General features: G+C 58.1%; 15 protein-coding genes. 8 read left to right on the top strand and 7 right to left on the bottom strand.

Going from position 1 to position 15,771, the window contains the following annotated elements:
- Positions 1 to 13: 13 nt before the first annotated feature.
- On the top strand, positions 14 to 1,465 hold the full coding sequence (locus tag RYB66_RS00235; protein ID WP_016980410.1) for an MFS transporter: 1,452 nt from the start codon (positions 14 to 16) through the stop codon (positions 1,463 to 1,465).
- Positions 1,466 to 1,473: 8 nt separating this feature from the next.
- On the opposite strand, the gene RYB66_RS00230 is transcribed toward RYB66_RS00235, so the two are convergent.
- The 5 genes from RYB66_RS00230 to RYB66_RS00210 form a co-directional block, all read right to left on the bottom strand.
- Positions 1,474 to 1,671, bottom strand: a complete 198-nt coding sequence (locus tag RYB66_RS00230) for a hypothetical protein (protein WP_002553811.1) — start codon at positions 1,669 to 1,671, stop codon at positions 1,474 to 1,476.
- A gap of 160 nt (positions 1,672 to 1,831) precedes the next feature.
- Positions 1,832 to 2,035 carry a hypothetical protein gene (locus RYB66_RS00225; protein ID WP_002553810.1) on the bottom strand — a complete coding sequence of 68 codons (204 nt, stop codon included), beginning with the start codon at positions 2,033 to 2,035 and terminating at the stop codon, positions 1,832 to 1,834.
- A 63-nt stretch (positions 2,036 to 2,098) separates the two neighbouring features.
- Positions 2,099 to 2,587: a DUF3828 domain-containing protein gene (locus tag RYB66_RS00220; protein ID WP_005733540.1), complete on the bottom strand. Its 489-nt coding sequence runs from the start codon at positions 2,585 to 2,587 to the stop codon at positions 2,099 to 2,101.
- Positions 2,588 to 2,825: 238 nt separating this feature from the next.
- Positions 2,826 to 3,131 carry an RcnB family protein gene (locus RYB66_RS00215; RefSeq protein WP_005744196.1) on the bottom strand — a complete coding sequence of 102 codons (306 nt, stop codon included), beginning with the start codon at positions 3,129 to 3,131 and terminating at the stop codon, positions 2,826 to 2,828.
- Positions 3,132 to 3,228: 97 nt separating this feature from the next.
- A complete protein-coding gene (locus RYB66_RS00210; protein WP_005783088.1) occupies positions 3,229 to 4,086 on the bottom strand; it encodes an SDR family oxidoreductase in 858 nt (285 codons plus the stop codon).
- An 88-nt stretch (positions 4,087 to 4,174) separates the two neighbouring features.
- Here RYB66_RS00210 and RYB66_RS00205 point away from each other — a divergent pair, with 88 nt between their 5' ends.
- The 7 genes from RYB66_RS00205 to RYB66_RS00175 all read left to right on the top strand — a co-directional run bounded on the left by RYB66_RS00205 (position 4,175) and on the right by RYB66_RS00175 (position 13,052).
- The gene (locus RYB66_RS00205) at positions 4,175 to 4,603 is read left to right on the top strand and encodes a winged helix-turn-helix transcriptional regulator (protein ID WP_005744192.1); all 429 of its coding nucleotides are present in this window, start codon (positions 4,175 to 4,177) and stop codon (positions 4,601 to 4,603) included.
- Positions 4,604 to 4,741: 138 nt separating this feature from the next.
- Positions 4,742 to 6,631, top strand: coding sequence for a penicillin-binding protein 2 (mrdA, locus tag RYB66_RS00200; RefSeq protein ID WP_002553803.1), 1,890 nt, complete (start codon positions 4,742 to 4,744; stop codon positions 6,629 to 6,631).
- 151 nt (positions 6,632 to 6,782) lie between these two features.
- Positions 6,783 to 8,501: a ubiquinone-dependent pyruvate dehydrogenase gene (gene poxB / locus RYB66_RS00195; RefSeq protein ID WP_016980412.1), complete on the top strand. Its 1,719-nt coding sequence runs from the start codon at positions 6,783 to 6,785 to the stop codon at positions 8,499 to 8,501.
- A gap of 372 nt (positions 8,502 to 8,873) precedes the next feature.
- Entirely contained in the window at positions 8,874 to 10,835 is a 1,962-nt protein-coding gene (locus RYB66_RS00190) for a methyl-accepting chemotaxis protein (protein WP_044293247.1), read from the top strand.
- 605 nt (positions 10,836 to 11,440) lie between these two features.
- The gene (locus RYB66_RS00185) at positions 11,441 to 11,758 is read left to right on the top strand and encodes a hypothetical protein (protein ID WP_005755789.1); all 318 of its coding nucleotides are present in this window, start codon (positions 11,441 to 11,443) and stop codon (positions 11,756 to 11,758) included.
- 224 nt (positions 11,759 to 11,982) lie between these two features.
- On the top strand, positions 11,983 to 12,501 hold the full coding sequence (locus tag RYB66_RS00180) for a chalcone isomerase family protein (protein WP_002553794.1): 519 nt from the start codon (positions 11,983 to 11,985) through the stop codon (positions 12,499 to 12,501).
- A 17-nt stretch (positions 12,502 to 12,518) separates the two neighbouring features.
- Positions 12,519 to 13,052 carry a DUF3833 domain-containing protein gene (locus tag RYB66_RS00175; RefSeq protein ID WP_005783065.1) on the top strand — a complete coding sequence of 178 codons (534 nt, stop codon included), beginning with the start codon at positions 12,519 to 12,521 and terminating at the stop codon, positions 13,050 to 13,052.
- A gap of 42 nt (positions 13,053 to 13,094) precedes the next feature.
- Here the strand turns inward: RYB66_RS00175 and moaA are convergent, their stop codons facing one another.
- Together moaA and RYB66_RS00165 are read right to left on the bottom strand one after the other, a co-directional pair.
- Positions 13,095 to 14,093: a GTP 3',8-cyclase MoaA gene (moaA, locus tag RYB66_RS00170; protein ID WP_002553792.1), complete on the bottom strand. Its 999-nt coding sequence runs from the start codon at positions 14,091 to 14,093 to the stop codon at positions 13,095 to 13,097.
- Positions 14,094 to 14,371: 278 nt separating this feature from the next.
- Positions 14,372 to 15,718, bottom strand: a complete 1,347-nt coding sequence (locus RYB66_RS00165) for a cation:proton antiporter (RefSeq protein WP_016980415.1) — start codon at positions 15,716 to 15,718, stop codon at positions 14,372 to 14,374.
- Positions 15,719 to 15,771 lie beyond the last annotated feature (53 nt).

The raw sequence follows: 15,771 nt of genomic DNA, 5'->3' as shown, positions 1-15,771 counted from the left end.
CAGGGAGCCGGAAATGACCACAACCGATGAAAAGGGTGCAGTGTTCGAAACCGATTTGCCGGCCCGTCTGGACCGCTTGCCCTGGGGGCGGTTTCACACCTTACTGGTTGTGGCGCTGGGTATCACCTGGTTGCTCGATGGCCTGGAAGTGACCCTTGCAGGCTCGGTGGCTGGCGCCCTGAAAGCCAGTCCGGCGCTCAACCTGACCAACAGTGACGTGGGCCTGGCGGGTGCCGCGTATATCGCCGGTGCCGTACTCGGCGCATTATTTTTTGGCTGGCTGGCGGACCGTCTCGGGCGTCGCAAACTGTTCTTCATCACCTTGCTGCTGTACGTCGGTGCCACGGCCGCCACGGCGTTTTCATTCAGTGTCTGGAGCTTTATGCTGTTCCGTTTTCTGACCGGCATGGGTATCGGTGGCGAGTACACCGCAATCAATTCGACGATCCAGGAATTTACCCCGGCGCGTTACCGGGGCTGGGTCGACCTGACCATCAATGGCACGTTCTGGCTGGGTGCTGCGCTGGGCGCGATTGGCTCGATTGTGTTGCTCGATCCGCAATGGGTAGGTGCCGAACTGGGCTGGCGCCTGTGTTTCGGGATCGGTGCGGTATTGGGCCTGCTGGTGCTGCTGATGCGTCTGTGGCTGCCGGAGAGCCCACGCTGGCTGTTGATTCACGGCCAGGCCGCGCAGGCGAAAAAGATCGTTGAACAGATAGAGGCCGATTTGCAGCGCCAGGGCCATGTGCTGCCTCCCGTGCAGGGCAAACCCTTGCGCCTGCACGTGCGCGACCACACGCCGCTGGGGGAGGTTGCCAGAACCTTGCTGGTGACGTTTCGCCAGCGATCGCTGGTTGGCCTGACGCTGCTGACGGCGCAGGCTTTTTTCTACAATGCGATTTTCTTCACTTATGCGTTGGTATTGACCGACTTCTATGGCGTGCCGTCCGAGCGCGTCGGTTGGTATGTGTTGCCGCTGGCGCTGGGTAATTTCTGCGGTCCGCTGCTGCTGGGCAGGTTGTTTGACGTGGTGGGGCGGCGTGTCATGATCAGCCTGACCTATGGTGTGTCAGGCGTGCTGTTGGCGATCAGTGGCTATATGTTCGAGCAAGGTCTGCTGGACGTAACCCAGCAGGCCATTGCCTGGATGGTGATTTTCTTCTTTGCTTCGGCAGCGGCCAGCTCGGCCTACCTGACAGTGGCCGAAACCTTTCCGCTGGAAATCCGCGCATTGGCGATTGCAGTGTTCTACGCCTTCGGTACGGGGCTGGGCGGGATGATAGGCCCTACGTTGTTTGGTGAGTTGATAGAAACCGGCGAACGCAGCAATGTGCTGATCGGCTATCTGATCGGGGCAGGGTTGATGGTGTTCGCGGCGCTGGTGCAGTCGATATGGGGCGCGGCTGCCGAGCGCAAGTCTCTGGAGGAAGTAGCGAGGCCGCTGTCGCAGGCCGGGGAAAGGTAAATGGTCAGTTACCGGAACACGCCACGAAGGCCATCGACTGACGCACGCAAGCCGACGATCCGCTCGCTGACTTCCTGCGCCTCATGCGGGCGAGAAGTACGCTCCAGGTACAAAAGATGTCCGGCAAGATTGGCCGAGACGCGTTCAAGGTCGTCGGCGGTGCGCCTGACATAGGCCTGGATGTCTTTCAGTTGTTCGACTTGCACGGATGGTTCCCCTATAGGTCGCATCCGAGCGCACTAAATGACTAAATGAATGGGGGGCTGTGATGAACCCCCTCAATCGAATTATCGACCGCTACAGTAGCTTTCTTTAGCGTCGCAGGTAAATAAACAGGTAATAAATTTTTGCCCGCTGCCGCCCAGCCTAATCGTCTTCCTGATCGTCATGTTCCGAGTAGGAATCCAGCAACTCGGCCAATGCCAGGGTACGGTCCAGCCCGCTGCGGCTGGACATGATTTCGGCCACTGCCTGCGTGGCGGCAATTCTGGCAGCTTCGCGTTCGGCATCGGTGTTATTGGGCGTGGCGGCCTGCGCAGCCTCAATAATCGATTGCTCAAAGGTATTCATGGTGCTCGCTCGTGAAATTCAAGTGCCTGTGATACCGAGAATGACGGATTGTTTCAAGGCCGATCAATCACCTTCGTAAGGAAATTCCTCCAAGGTCTGCATCAGTGCGACACCCTGCGGCCCTTGAAGATTGTCCAGCACCCAGCAACTGCTGGCATTTTTAGTCAACAACAGACGAGTGGTCTGGCTGGTGACCGGCTGCTGCGGGGCGTCTTTGTAGCCCAGGTTGTAGGTCATCTCGACCACCGCCTGCTTGTCGGAATTGGACACCAGCTTCCAGTCGATGGGCTTCTGCACATCGCCATCCTGCGCGTCGGTCCAGGGGTTGGCGCTGACTGCGCACTGATCACCGTTCTGACAGGCCCAGTCTTTTTTCAGCAAGCCCAGCAAAGGCTTGGACAGGTAATCAGCCGAGCCTTTGCCACTGAGGTAGAAGTCCTGATGCTTTTCGTAGACCCAGCGCGCTGTATCGACCGGGGTCGCGGCGGGGCAGGCGGCCTGGGCCGTTGATGAAAGCAGGCAGGCGAAGGCAATGGCGACGGTTCTGGACATGGAGCAGGCTCGCAGAGAAGGTGGCAGTGATGTTACAGGCTGGCAACACTGCATTTGTAAGGCATGCGGACAAAAAAGCAATGGTTTTGGTTGGTGGAGGGGCTGTTTGCGACGAGCTATGCCCGCAGTGCAGCGTGCCAATGCGTGGCATTGGCACCAGGCTCAGTTGCAATGAGCCTATATATGAAACACTAGCGCCAGGCTTGTGCTCCATAGCGCTGTGCATACTTGTTGAACCTTACTTCTTCACCGGCACGATATCCATGATGTTGCCGTTGACCTTCTGAAAGCGGACGTATTTGTCATTGATCTTCACCCATTCGCTTTCCTTGGCTGGTGCTTCAAGGCCTTTGCTTTTCCAGTCTTTTACTTCCAGATCGCTGCGGCGATATTTTTCCGGCACGCGGGAACCGATTTCCAGTTCGTGCATATTGTCCTTGGATTCGGTGACTTTCGGGTCCGCCGTCTCTGCGTGAGCGGGCAGGGTGACGGCGGAGAAGCAGCCGAGCAAGGTCATGCAGGCGATCAACGATTTGCTATTCATGTAAAGACTCCCAGTCTTTGGTATCAGGCGATGGCTTAATGCCTCGTAACAACTGAGACCCTCACGTTTGCAAATCATTCGATCGGGTTTGCCGCGCTTAGCCTTGCAGGGTCTGGGCGATGGTTGCAGAGAGCCTGGTGGTCGGACGGCCGATCAGTGCGCTCAACTGGTGACTGTCATCGAACAGCGCGCCTTTGGCTGCGGCCGCGTCGGAATCAGCCAGCAACTGCGCAACGAAGTCTGGCAAGCCTGCCTGGATCAGCGCGGCTTTGAATTCGGCTTGCGGCAGGTTGACGTAAGGCAGAGTCTTGCCGGCCTGCTTTGAAAGCTCGGCAGCGAACTCAGCAAGTGTGTAGGAATCGTCACCAGCCAGCTCGTACACGCGACCGCTCTGATCCTCGCTGGAGGTCAGCAGCACCGCCGCAGCTTCAGCGTAATCGAGGCGCGACGCCGAACTGATGCGGCCCTCGTCGGCACAGCCCATGACCGCGCCATGGCCCAGCGCGCCGGGAATGCCTGCTGTGTAGTTTTCGGTGTACCAGCCATTGCGCAGCAGGACATAAGGCAGCCCGCTGGCGCGCAGGTAGTCTTCGGTTTCGCGGTGCTCTCTGGCCAGGCCCAGTGCCGAGGCGTCTGCATGCAGAACACTGGTGTAAGCCAGCAGTTTGACCCCGATGCGTTTCGCCGCATCAACCACGGCCTTGTGCTGCGGCAGGCGCTGGCCCACTTCGCTGGAAGAAATCAGCAGCACTTTGTCGGCACCGGCAAACGCGCTGTCCAGCGTCGACGGCTGCGAATAGTCGGCGTGACGAACTTGAATGCCCTTTGCCGATAGGTCATTGGCCTTTTCCGGGCTGCGGACTGCGGCAATGATCTGCCCGGCAGGTACACGAGTGAGCAGCTGTTCAATGACGATACGGCCAAGCTGGCCAGTGGCACCGGTGACAACGATCATGGAAGGATTCCTTGAATCAGGTTGAAAGGAAGCGCCAGCATAGTCATGATGCTTACCTTTCGTAAGTACGTACAAAAAGGTAAGTGCTATGAGTGAATCTGCCTCGCATCCACAGTCTGAAACGGTCGAGTCCATGCTGGCCTTCGTTCGTCAGGGGCAGGTACTGGCCACTGACTGCCCTTCACGGATTGTGCTCAACCATGTTTGCAGCCGTTGGGGCGTGCTGGTGCTGGTGGTTTTGCGCGGCGGCATGCATCGTTTCAGCGAGGTGCGGCGCAAAATTGGCGGGGTCAGCGAGAAAATGCTCGCGCAAACCCTGCAGCACCTGGAGCAGGACGGCTTCGTCAGCCGCAAGTCACTGCCGGTAGTGCCGCCGCATGTTCAATACCGGCTGACCCCGATGGGCGAAGAAGTCGCCTTGCAGGTTGAAACACTCGCCACCTGGATCGAGACCAATCTGCCGCGCATTATGCAGGCCCGTGAAGTGTCGAATACGCTGCAGATCACGCCCGAATGAGTCTTTTCTGACAGATTTTTCATCCTGCGATTGTCGGCTTGATCGCCTGCAATCAGCCGCTTCTTGGTATGGTGCGCGCCGAAATCTTTATATACACGTTTAGTTGCGCCGTTTGCCCTTCACCGAGAAGCTGTAGAAATGCCCAATCCAATTCCCCTGAAAGACCACGAAAAAGAGACGCGGCTGGTCAATCAGCGCCTGATTGCCTGCGCGGTGCTGGTCGGCCTGCTGGCTGCCTGTCTGGTCGCGCGCATGTATTTCCTGCAAGTCACCGAGTTCGACTATCACTCGACCATTTCCGAAAACAACCGTGTTCACGTGCTGCCGATCCCGCCCGAGCGCGGTTTGATCTTTGACCGCAATGGCGAAGTGCTCGCTGACAATCGCCCCAGTTTCAACCTGACCCTGACCCGTGAACGCGCCGGTGACTGGCACAAGGTGATCGATGAACTGATGACCCTGCTGGAGTTGCCCGACGAAGACCGGATTCTGTTCGACAAGGAACTGAAACAGGTTCGTCACCCGTTCGAGCCCGCAACACTGCTTTATGAGCTGACCGAGGAGCAGATCGCCATACTGGCGGTCAATCAGTACCTGCTACCGGGCGTGGATGTGGCAGCGCAGTTCGTTCGTCACTACCCGTTGGGCGCACACTTTGCTCATTCGATTGGCTATGTCGGACGTATCAACGAAAAAGAAGCGTCGCATCTCGACAACGAATATCGCGGCACTCAATCCATCGGCAAGACCGGTATCGAGCGCTTCTACGAATCCGAGCTGCACGGCCACGTAGGCTACGAAGAGGTCGAAACCAACGCCCAGGGCCGCGTGCTGCGGGTGCTGAAACATACTGACCCGGTGCCGGGCAAGAACATCACCCTAACGCTGGACGCGCATTTGCAGGCCGCAGCGGAAAACGCTCTGGGTGATCGACGTGGTTCGGTGGTTGCGCTGGACCCGGAAACCGGCGAAGTGCTGGCGATGGTCAGCAAACCAAGCTTCGACCCCAACCTGTTCGTCACCGGCATCAGCTTCAAGCAGTACGCTGCGCTGCGCGATTCCATTGACCGGCCGCTGTTCAACCGGGTGCTGCGTGGCCTTTACGCACCGGGCTCGACGGTCAAGCCGGAGGTGGCGATTGCCGGTCTCGACAGCGGTGTGGTCACAGCCTCGACCAAGGTCTTCGACCCCGGTTATTTCCAGCTGCCGGACTTCGATCACAAATACCGCAACTGGAACCACAGCGGCGATGGCTGGGTGGATATGGACACAGCGATCATGCGTTCCAATGACACCTACTTTTACACTGTCGCGCACAAGCTCGGCATCGACCGCCTGCACGACTACATGACCATGTTCGGCATCGGTCAGAAGGTCTCGCTGGACATGTTCGAGGAATCGGCCGGGCTGATGCCGTCCCGCGAATGGAAGCGCGCTACACGCCGCCAGGCGTGGTTCCCGGGCGAAACGGTGATTCTCGGTATCGGCCAGGGCTATATGCAGGTCACTCCGTTGCAACTGGCCCAGGCCACGTCACTGATTGCCAGCAAAGGCGTCTGGCATCGGCCGCACCTGGCGATGGAAGTAGGTCATGACGTGCCGCTTGATGAGCACCCGATGCCAAACATCGTGCTGCGCGATCCCAATGAATGGAATCAGGTCAACACCGGCATGCAGATGGTCATGCACGACCCACGCGGCATTGCGCGCGATGCCGCCAAGGGCGCGCAGTACCGCATCGCTGGCAAAAGCGGTACGGCGCAGGTGGTGGCGATCAAGCAGGGTGAGCGTTACAACCGCCTGAAGACGCTGGAGCGTAACCGTGACAACGCCTTGTTCGTCGGCTTCGCACCGGCCGATCATCCGAAGATCGTGGTATCTGTGACCATCGAGAACGGCGAGGCGGGTGGTCGAGTCGCGGGCCCTGTAGTCCGGGAAATTCTCGATGCCTGGCTGCTCGACAGCGAGGGCAAGCTCAAACCGCAATACGCAGTCCCTGCCAAGGCGCCGGGCAACCCGCACGCCTGAATTGTTTGCCAATGCAAACTGTCTGACCGAGCCCTGAACAGGGCTCAGGTTTTCTGAACTGTCGAGAATTCATCGGGTCGACCACAACAGGCGTAGCAGAGCGCTGCGCGCGTTTTACCGAATTCATTATTGCCTCGACAAGGAACCCCTAATGTCCAAGACCATCGCCGACCATCTTGCGCAAACCCTCGCAGCGGCAGGTGTTTCCCACATCTGGGGGGTGTCCGGTGACAGCCTCAACGGCCTGACCGACAGCCTGGAACGCACCGATTCGATTCGCTGGATGCACACCCGTCATGAAGAAGTCGCAGCCTTCGCCGCCGGTGCCCAGGCGGCATCCAGCGGCAAGCTGGCGGTCTGTGCAGGCAGCTGCGGACCGGGCAACCTGCACCTGATCAATGGCCTGTACGACTGCCATCGCAACCGCGTGCCGGTGCTGGCGATTGCTGCGCACATTCCTTCCTCGGAAATCGGCCTGGATTACTTTCAGGAAACCCACCCGCAGGAGCTGTTCAAGGAGTGCAGCCACTTCGTCGAACTGGTCAGCAACCCCGAGCAATTCCCCCGTGTGCTGGAACGTGCCATGCGCGCGGCGATCAGCCAGAAAGGTGTTGCCGTTATCGTCTTGCCCGGCGATGTAGCGCTCAGCGAATCCCCTGATGTAGCTGCGAAATGGATTGAGCCCACGCCGCCAGCTGTCGTCCCGGCAGACAACGACTTGCAGTCGATGGCCGACATGCTCAACGACTCGAAAGCCGTGACCTTGCTGTGCGGTGCAGGCTGTGCAGGTGCTCACGAGCAGATTCTTGCACTGGCCGATACGCTGGGCGCCCCCATTGTTCATGCCTTGCGTGGCAAGCAGCACGTTGAATACGACAACCCGTTCGACGTCGGCATGACCGGCCTGATCGGCTTCAGCTCCGGCTATCACGCCATGCTGTCCTGCGACACGCTGGTGATTCTCGGCAGCAGCTTCCCCTATCGGAATTTCTACCCGGAAAAAGCCAACATCATCCAGATCGACCTCGACCCTACGCAGTTGGGCCGCCGCACGCCCGTGGCGCTGGGTCTGGTTGGAGGCGTGCGGGAAACCCTTGAAGCGCTTCAGCCAAGGCTCAAGCCGCATACCGATCGCCGTTTCCTCGACAAGGCCCTGAAGCACTACGCCAAGGCCCGTGAAGAGCTGGACGAACTGGCCACGCCTACGCCAGACGGTACGCCTATTCACCCGCAATACCTCACCCGTCTGGTCGATGAACAGGCCGACGCCGATGCAATCTTTACCGTCGATGTCGGCACGCCAACGCTGTGGGCCGCACGCTACCTGCACATGAACGGCAAGCGCAGTCTGCTCGGCTCGTTCAACCACGGCTCGATGGCCAACGCTTTGCCACAAGCTCTGGGGGCCAAGGCCGAGCACCCTGAGCGTCAGGTGGTGGCGTTGTGTGGCGATGGTGGCCTGTCGATGTTGTTGGGAGATCTGCTGAGCATCCGCCAACTGAACCTGCCTATCAAGATGGTGGTGTTCAACAACAGCTCGCTGGGCTTTGTCGACATGGAAATGAAAGCCAGTGGCTACGTGCCGCACGGCACCGACCTGCATGAAACCAACTTCGCCGGCATCGCCTTGGGCGCAGGCATTCTCGGCCTGCGCGTGGAGAACGCCGAAGAGCTATCTGCAGCGTTGCGCAAGGCGTTCGATCATCCCGGTCCGGTGCTGATCGACGTGGTCACTGCCAAGCAGGAGCTGGGCATCCCGCCGAAAATCAAGCTGGCCCAGGCCAAGGGCTTCAGCCTGTACATGATGCGCGCGATCATGAGCGGGCGGGGCAGTGAGGTGCTGGAGCTGGCGAAAACCAACCTGCGTTAATCAATTATAAAAACGTATGGGTTTAATAGAAAAAAGTTGCAACTTCTCTCTATCGAGATTGTCATCGCTGTTACAGGTGACACTCTCGGTGTTTTATATTTATCTTCTCATCATGATCGCCCCAGGCGGTCATTTCTTTGCGGATCCAAACTTCTCACGCCCTCTGCTTTATCAAGTTCGCTATTTGAATTAACAAATTCAAATAGTGGGTAAAGCTTCCCGGAAGGCGGCCGAGACAGTGATACGGAAGCAAGACCGGCTACGGCAGGCTGATAAACCAATTGTCCCTGGCGACAAAAAAACGTCGACGAATACAGAACGTTACGCCCTGGATAGCCTTTATAGAAAAGTCTGCACGTCATGAGGTCTGCAATGCTTAGAAATGCTCCTTTGAGTATGAAACTGCTGCTTATTTTAATATTCCCCCTATTGGGCTTCCTGGCCTTTGCAGGTTTGTTCGTCGCTGACAAAAGCGAAAACCTCGGTGACATGAGGCGAGCAGTAACAGCCACCGCAGTTGCACAGAAACTGAGCAACGTGGTCACTACCATCCAGCGCGAGCGCGGTGCCAGCGGCGTGTTTCTGGGCAGCGGCGGCAAGTCCATGCAGGACAAATTGAAGACCTTCCGTCAGGAAACCGACAAGGCGATAAGCGAGATGCGTGCCCAGTCGACCGACGGTATTCCCGGTCCGGACAAAGTCTACCGTGCACTGGATGACCTGACTGCGTTGCGCCTCAAGATCGATACGCTGGGGATCAACAACACCGAGTCCTCTACGCGCTTCACCGACGTTATCAAAACACTTGTCGGGTTCTCCTATTCACTGGAGGCGAGTATCGAAGATCCGCAAATACTGCGTGGCCTGAGTTCGCTCAACCAGTTCATCGACATGAAGGAACGTGCCGGTCGCGAGCGCGTGCTGCTCGGCCAGGCATTCAACCAGAACCGCTTTGACGCGCCCCTGTTGTCACGCTTCAGTCGTAACCTCGGAGAGTTCTCCGGTTACCTCGAAGCGTTTCAACGCTGGTCCCCTGAAGTATTCAAGACCAAACTCAATGACGTCATGCAGCAGCCGGGCTCGCTGGAAGTGGCGCGCTTGCAACGCCTGGGTTTCGATACCCCGATGGGTGATCCGCTCAACGTCAAGCCGGAAGACTGGTTCAACCTTGCCACCGTGCGTATCGACATGATGGCTCAGGTAGAAGCAGAGCTTGGCCAGAACGTGGTCGGCCTGGCAACGGATGCGCGCAGCTCTGCTCAAAGCAGCCTGTATGTGGCGGTTGCTACTGTCGTCCTGATGCTGATCGTAGTGCTGTGGCTGGCGTCGGTCATCATCCGCAACATCAAGGTCGCAGTTGTCGATGTGAACCGCACATTGATGGCACTTTCCACCCGCGACCTGACCGCGCGGACCCGCTATATCGGCAAGGATGAGTTTGGCGAGATTTCACGCAATCTTGACAACATGGCGCATCAGATCAGTGAGGTTATCAGCGAAATCGGCAGCGCCACGGCGCAGGTTGCCACCGCTGCCGAGCAGTCCTCCGCAGTGGCGTTGCAAACCAATCAGAACGTGGCGCAACAACGCCAGGGTACCGATCAGGTCGCTACTGCCATCAGCGAGATGAGCGCCACGGTAAAGGATGTAGCGCGCAGCACCACCGACGCGGCCGAGATGTCGCAACGCGTCAACAACAGCACCGTGCAGGGCAAGACCGAAATCGAGAACACCATCGGCCTGATTCAGGAGCTCTCGGTGCAGGCTGAAGAGACTTCGCGGATCATCGACGAGCTCAAGGGCGAGAGCAACTCGATCTCCTCGGTGCTCGATGTCATTCGTGGCGTCGCCGACCAGACCAACCTGCTGGCGCTCAACGCAGCCATCGAGGCTGCACGTGCCGGCGAGCAGGGGCGTGGTTTTGCGGTGGTTGCCGACGAAGTACGCAATCTGGCCAAGAAGACTCAGGACTCTACCGTCAGCATCCAGAAAATGATCGCCAACCTGCAGTCCGGCTCGGAACGCGCAGCAGCGTCGATGCAGGAAACCCTGGGCAAGGCGCAGGAGGGGGCCAGCAACGTCGTACGCGCTGGCGAACTGCTGGAAGAGATCGCCGAAGGCATCGCGACCATCAGCGACCGCAACATCCAGGTCGCTTCGGCCGCTGAAGAGCAAAGCCTGGTGGCCGAAGAGATCCACCGCAACGTCGACGACATCAACTCGCTGGTCATCCAGGTGAGTGCCGGTGCCGAGCAGACTGCCGTCACCAGTCGCGAACTTGCGCGTTTGGCCGAGCAGCAGCAGGGGCTAGTGGGTCGCTTCAAGGTGAGCTGATACTAAGCTGTTTGTGTGTTGTGAAAAGGCCTGGAAGCGAACGCTTTCAGGCCTTTTTGCTGGTCTTCAGATGCTGTCGTGCCGATGTCCCTGAGCCTGCCCAGCATGACCATTCAGTCACCTTTTAACGTAACCCCACGTCCCTCATATAATTATGTAGTGCTATAAAATAATCACTACATAATCGTTGACGTACCCGTTTTCCTTTTGCATTATGCAGCTGTCTCCCCGATCGGGAGCGCTGCAAAGTGTACTGAACAGGCTCGGCAAGCCGTCGAGATGTTCCCGGATGTAGGCTGCCCACAAGGCAGATTGATGGAGCTGAACTGGCATTTGTCGTCGATATGGGCGAGAAGCTGGCGAAACGTCCTCATGATGCTTGTAATGGATCGATTGCCGATCCTGGGTCAGGTCTTTGGGTTTCGTGACTTCTTCTCTCTGCGCTGATGCCGCTGTGTAGCGGCTCTTCATCAAGGCTACCTGCATGTCCTTGAGGGGCTGGAGCGACATTCGACCAACACTTACGTGTGTTGCATTGATGACGCTCTGGCGCATGAACTTGATGTATCAATTATTGAACGGTCTACGAGCGAAGGAGCATCAACATGAATATCAACAAGCAACCGACTATTGATGAACTGGCTCGTCTGTTTGCAGTATGCAAAGACACGCTGGACAACCACATCGTATGGATTGCCGATTCGGGTGAAGTCCATGTCGACGCCATGTCGCCATTCACCCAGGAAGACGAATTCCGTGACGCTCATCCACAGATGCGCACTGCGCTGAAGATGTTTCGCCGCGGTCAGGGTTATGTCGGCAAAAAAGCGGCGGCCGACCGCACGTATGTGGAAAATACGCTGCAGGCGCTGAAAGGCGAATGGCAAAAGAGCCGTCTGCAGGCACACTCTCAGGTCGCCTGAATTCAAGGTGCGATAAGTATTGAGCCCTGAAGTCTGTTCCCGAACCTGATCGGGAACAGGCTTTTTTATTTTCAGCGCCCGAAAGGGTAATTGCCTTATTGGTTGTACAAAGTGTTTTTGCTGGTATAGATTCCGGCCATGAGTCAGTTATCTGGCTTCTCTCATTCCCGGCCTGCCGATGCTTTCATGGCAGCGCCTGCACCTGACCTACACAGAGGTTGCCGATGCGTGCGCCACGATGGCTATGGTTGGTGATGTTGCTCAGCGCTGGCGCTTCGGCGGATTGGCGGGAGGCATTGCCCAATGCCCAGGTTGTCGGTGGCGGTGATCTCAGCCTGTTCGGCTTTCGTGTCTACACGGCCAGGTTGCTTAGTCCCGCCAAGCCCTTTGTAGCGAGTGCGCCGCTGGCTCTTGAGCTGACTTACCATCGCGATATTGACCGCGAAGATCTGGTCGATGCCAGTATCGATGAGATCAAGCGTATTTCCGGGTCGAAGGTGAACGATCAGCAACTGGCGCAATGGCGTCAGCAAATGAACCAGTCATTTGTCGATGTTAAGCCGGGCATGAAGATTACCGGGGTTTACCTGCCCGGCCGCGAAGCGCGTTTCTATGTCGGCGACAAACTCCAGCATGTCGTGCCCGACAGTGAGTTCGCCAAGGCTTTCTTTTCCATCTGGCTTGACCCGAAAACCCGTAACCCCGAGCTGCGTGAGCAGTTGCTCGGCAGTACCGGCTCATGACCCATCAAGGAGGGCGCATGCTGAGAAAGTGGATGTTGATGTTGTTTGCGGGGCTTGTACTGAGCGGCTGCGGCGGTGTGCCGGTAACCCGTTACAGTCAGGAAGAGCCCAAGCTCGATCTGCGCCAGTACTTCACCGGGCGTGTCGAGGCCTGGGGAATGTTTCAAAAGCGCTCCGGTGAAGTCACCAAGCGCTTTACCGTGGTGATCGACGGGCACAGTGAAGGCGAAGTGCTGGTCATGCACGAGGCCTTCAGCTACAGCGATGGCACCAAGCAGGTCCGGGAGTGGCGCTTGCGTCCCGATGGTCCGGGGCGCTGGAAAGGCACGGCAGGTGACGTGGTTGGCGAGGCCTATGGCGAAGTGTCAGGCAACAGCTTCCACTGGAACTATGTGCTCAGGTTGCCGGTGGACGGCACCGAGTATGACGTCAGCCTGGATGACTGGATGTACCTGATCGACAAGCAGACCATGGCCAATCGTTCGTCGATGACCAAACTGGGCGTGGAAGTCGGGCAGATCACTTTGTTCTTTCGCAAGTCGGGCAAATAAACCGCGCCTCATGAGCTGAGGCGTTATCCACCAGTGCGGCTGTCAGCCGCCCGTCATATTCATGAAGCGCACCACCTGCACGCCATCGTCGTGGGTGAAGTTGTGGCTCCACGGCTTGATTTGCATGGCATCGATGATGGCTTTTTCGAGTTTCTCAGGCTGACCGGGATTGGCGCGCAGTACCGCTTTCAAGTCCACGGAGTGCTCGTTGCCCAGGCACAGCAGCAAGCGGCCTTCGACCGTCAGGCGCACGCGATTGCAGGTGCCGCAGAAGTTATGGCTGTGCGGTGAGATAAAGCCAATGCGAATGCCTGGTGCCTCGGCCAGACGCCAGTAGCGCGACGGCCCCTGGGTCGAGTCAGTGGAAGGCACTAGCGTGTAACGTTCGGCAATGCGCTCGCGAACCTGATCGCTGGAGTAGAAGGACTCGGCCCGGCTGTGCTCGCTGATGATGCCCAGCGGCATCTCTTCGATGAACGAGACATCCAGATTGCGATCGATGGCGAACGCCAGCAGGTCGTTGATCTCGTGATCATTGCGACCATGCATTACCACGCAGTTGAGCTTGGTGTGCACAAAACCTGCGGCGTTGGCGGCATCGATGCCGGCAATCACCTTGTGCAGATCGCCTGTGCGGGTCAGCTCGCGGAAACGTTGCGGGTCGAGGCTGTCCAGGCTGATGTTCAAACGGGTGACGCCGGCCTTGAACAGCGGGGCGGCCAGTTTGTCCAGTTGTGAACCGTTGGTGGTCATGCACAGTTCGCGCAGGCCGGGCAGGGCGGCGATCTTTTCGCACAGACCCACGACGCCGGAGCGTACCAGTGGCTCACCGCCGGTAAGACGAATTTTACGCGTACCCAGCGCGACGAAGCGCTCGGCTACCTGAAGGATTTCCTCCAGCGACAGAATCTGTTGCCGAGGCAAAAACGTCATCTCTTCGGCCATGCAGTACACGCAGCGGAAATCGCACCGGTCGGTGACCGACATGCGCAGATAATCGACTTTACGTGCAAAGCGGTCCATCAGGACGGGTTCTGACATTTCACCTTCTAAATGATCGAGAGAGCTGTATTCCAGGTTTGGAGGCCAGCGTGCTACAGGGGTTCAGCTCTTTTGCAAGGTGCAGCATCCGGGCCTTTGCGCAGGCTGGCAAAGTGCCCAAGCCTGCTCACATATTAGCTGCACGCCTCAAGCTTTGCACTGGCGGCTATGCACCTGCTACATGGCCGCCACGCTACCGAGTCGAAATGCCGCAGTCCAATTGCTTCTTCCAATACCCTCATCGACCTCATCTATGGCCCTTTGCCGTAGCAGGCCTGTTAATCAGGGTTTGCGGCGGCGCTGCGCTCGTAACGTTCCAGCAAAGGCTGGATGCTGATGCCGTGTACCAGAATGCTCAGCGCTACGACCGAAAGTGTCATGCCGATCACAACGTGGCCGACATCGTGTGCCAGACCGTGTGACAACGCAAAACACAGGTAATAAAGACTGCCGATCCCACGAATACCGAACCATCCAACCAGTGCTTTTTGTCGGACGTTGAGCAGGCGACGACTCACCAGCAACCAAACGCTGGCAGGACGAATCACGCAGAACAGCGCGATACCCAGACCAATCGCGCGCCAGTCCCAGTACATCGTCAGCGCAGCGCCCAGCAGGGTGATCAGCAACACTTCCATCGCGCGTTCCACCAGGCTGCCGAACGCGAGCATATCCCCCATCATTACCCCGGCAGCCAGTTGCGAGTCGCTCATGTCTTCGCCCTGCGCTACTGTGCCCTGTTCGAGGGACGCAGTCATATGCCCCAGGACCGGTTGCGCGACATGCTCCGATGGCAGCTCTGAGCGCGTGACACGTACTTCAGCCTGACGCAGCCCGAATCCGGCGGCAAAGACCGAAAGAAAACCGAAGGCTCCCACACCTTGCGCGACCACGTAGGCCAGGGCGATCAATGCCAGCGCCAGAAAGTCATTGGGTGATGTGGTGCTGTCGGCGTTCTTGATGCGGAGAAAGATCATCAGATGGCCAACGCCGCGGCCCATGCCGTAACCAATCAACAAACCGGCCGGAACCGCCCAGATCAGGTCCTTGATCAGCCATCCCTGGACCCAGTCGCTCATTGCGCCCCCGGAACTCAGGTACAGCAAGGCAAAGATCACGAACGGAAACGCCGTCCCGTCGTTGAGGCCCGCTTCGCCGGACAGACCAAACCGCAGGCGATCCTGGTCCTGGGCGTTGTTCACCTGGACCATCCCGGCCAGTACAGGGTCGGTCGGCGACAGCATGGCACCGAGCAACAACGACACGCCCCAGTCCAGGCCGATGATGTTGTGCCCCGCGACCGTCACGCCAGCAATGGTCGCCAGCATCACTGGCCCGGCCAGCCAGTAGGCAGAGTGCCAGGCCTTGCCGCGCAGCGGCAGGCGCAACTTGATGCCCGTACCGAACAGGGAAAACAGTACCGCCACCTCGGTCAGGCGCTCCAGCCATTCGTAGGATTTTTCGAAATCCAGATTGACGATATCCAGGCCCATCGGCCCGATGCCAAAGCCGAATCCCAGGCATACCGCTGACGTGGTCACCGGCATCCAGCGCAGGTACGAGGACGTGAGCGCCAATAGCATCAAGAGCACGCCAAGCACGCTCATGCAGACAATAAAACTCATAAAGAAAGAACCACCGTTAAATGCGCCTCAAGAAGAGGGCGTAACGGTGGGAC

Source organism: Pseudomonas syringae group sp. 243L2 (genome assembly GCF_032587875.1).
Lineage (GTDB): Bacteria > Pseudomonadota > Gammaproteobacteria > Pseudomonadales > Pseudomonadaceae > Aquipseudomonas > Aquipseudomonas amygdali.
Note: the sequence above shows the minus strand (reverse complement) of the source record. Positions and strands in the feature narration are given on the sequence as shown.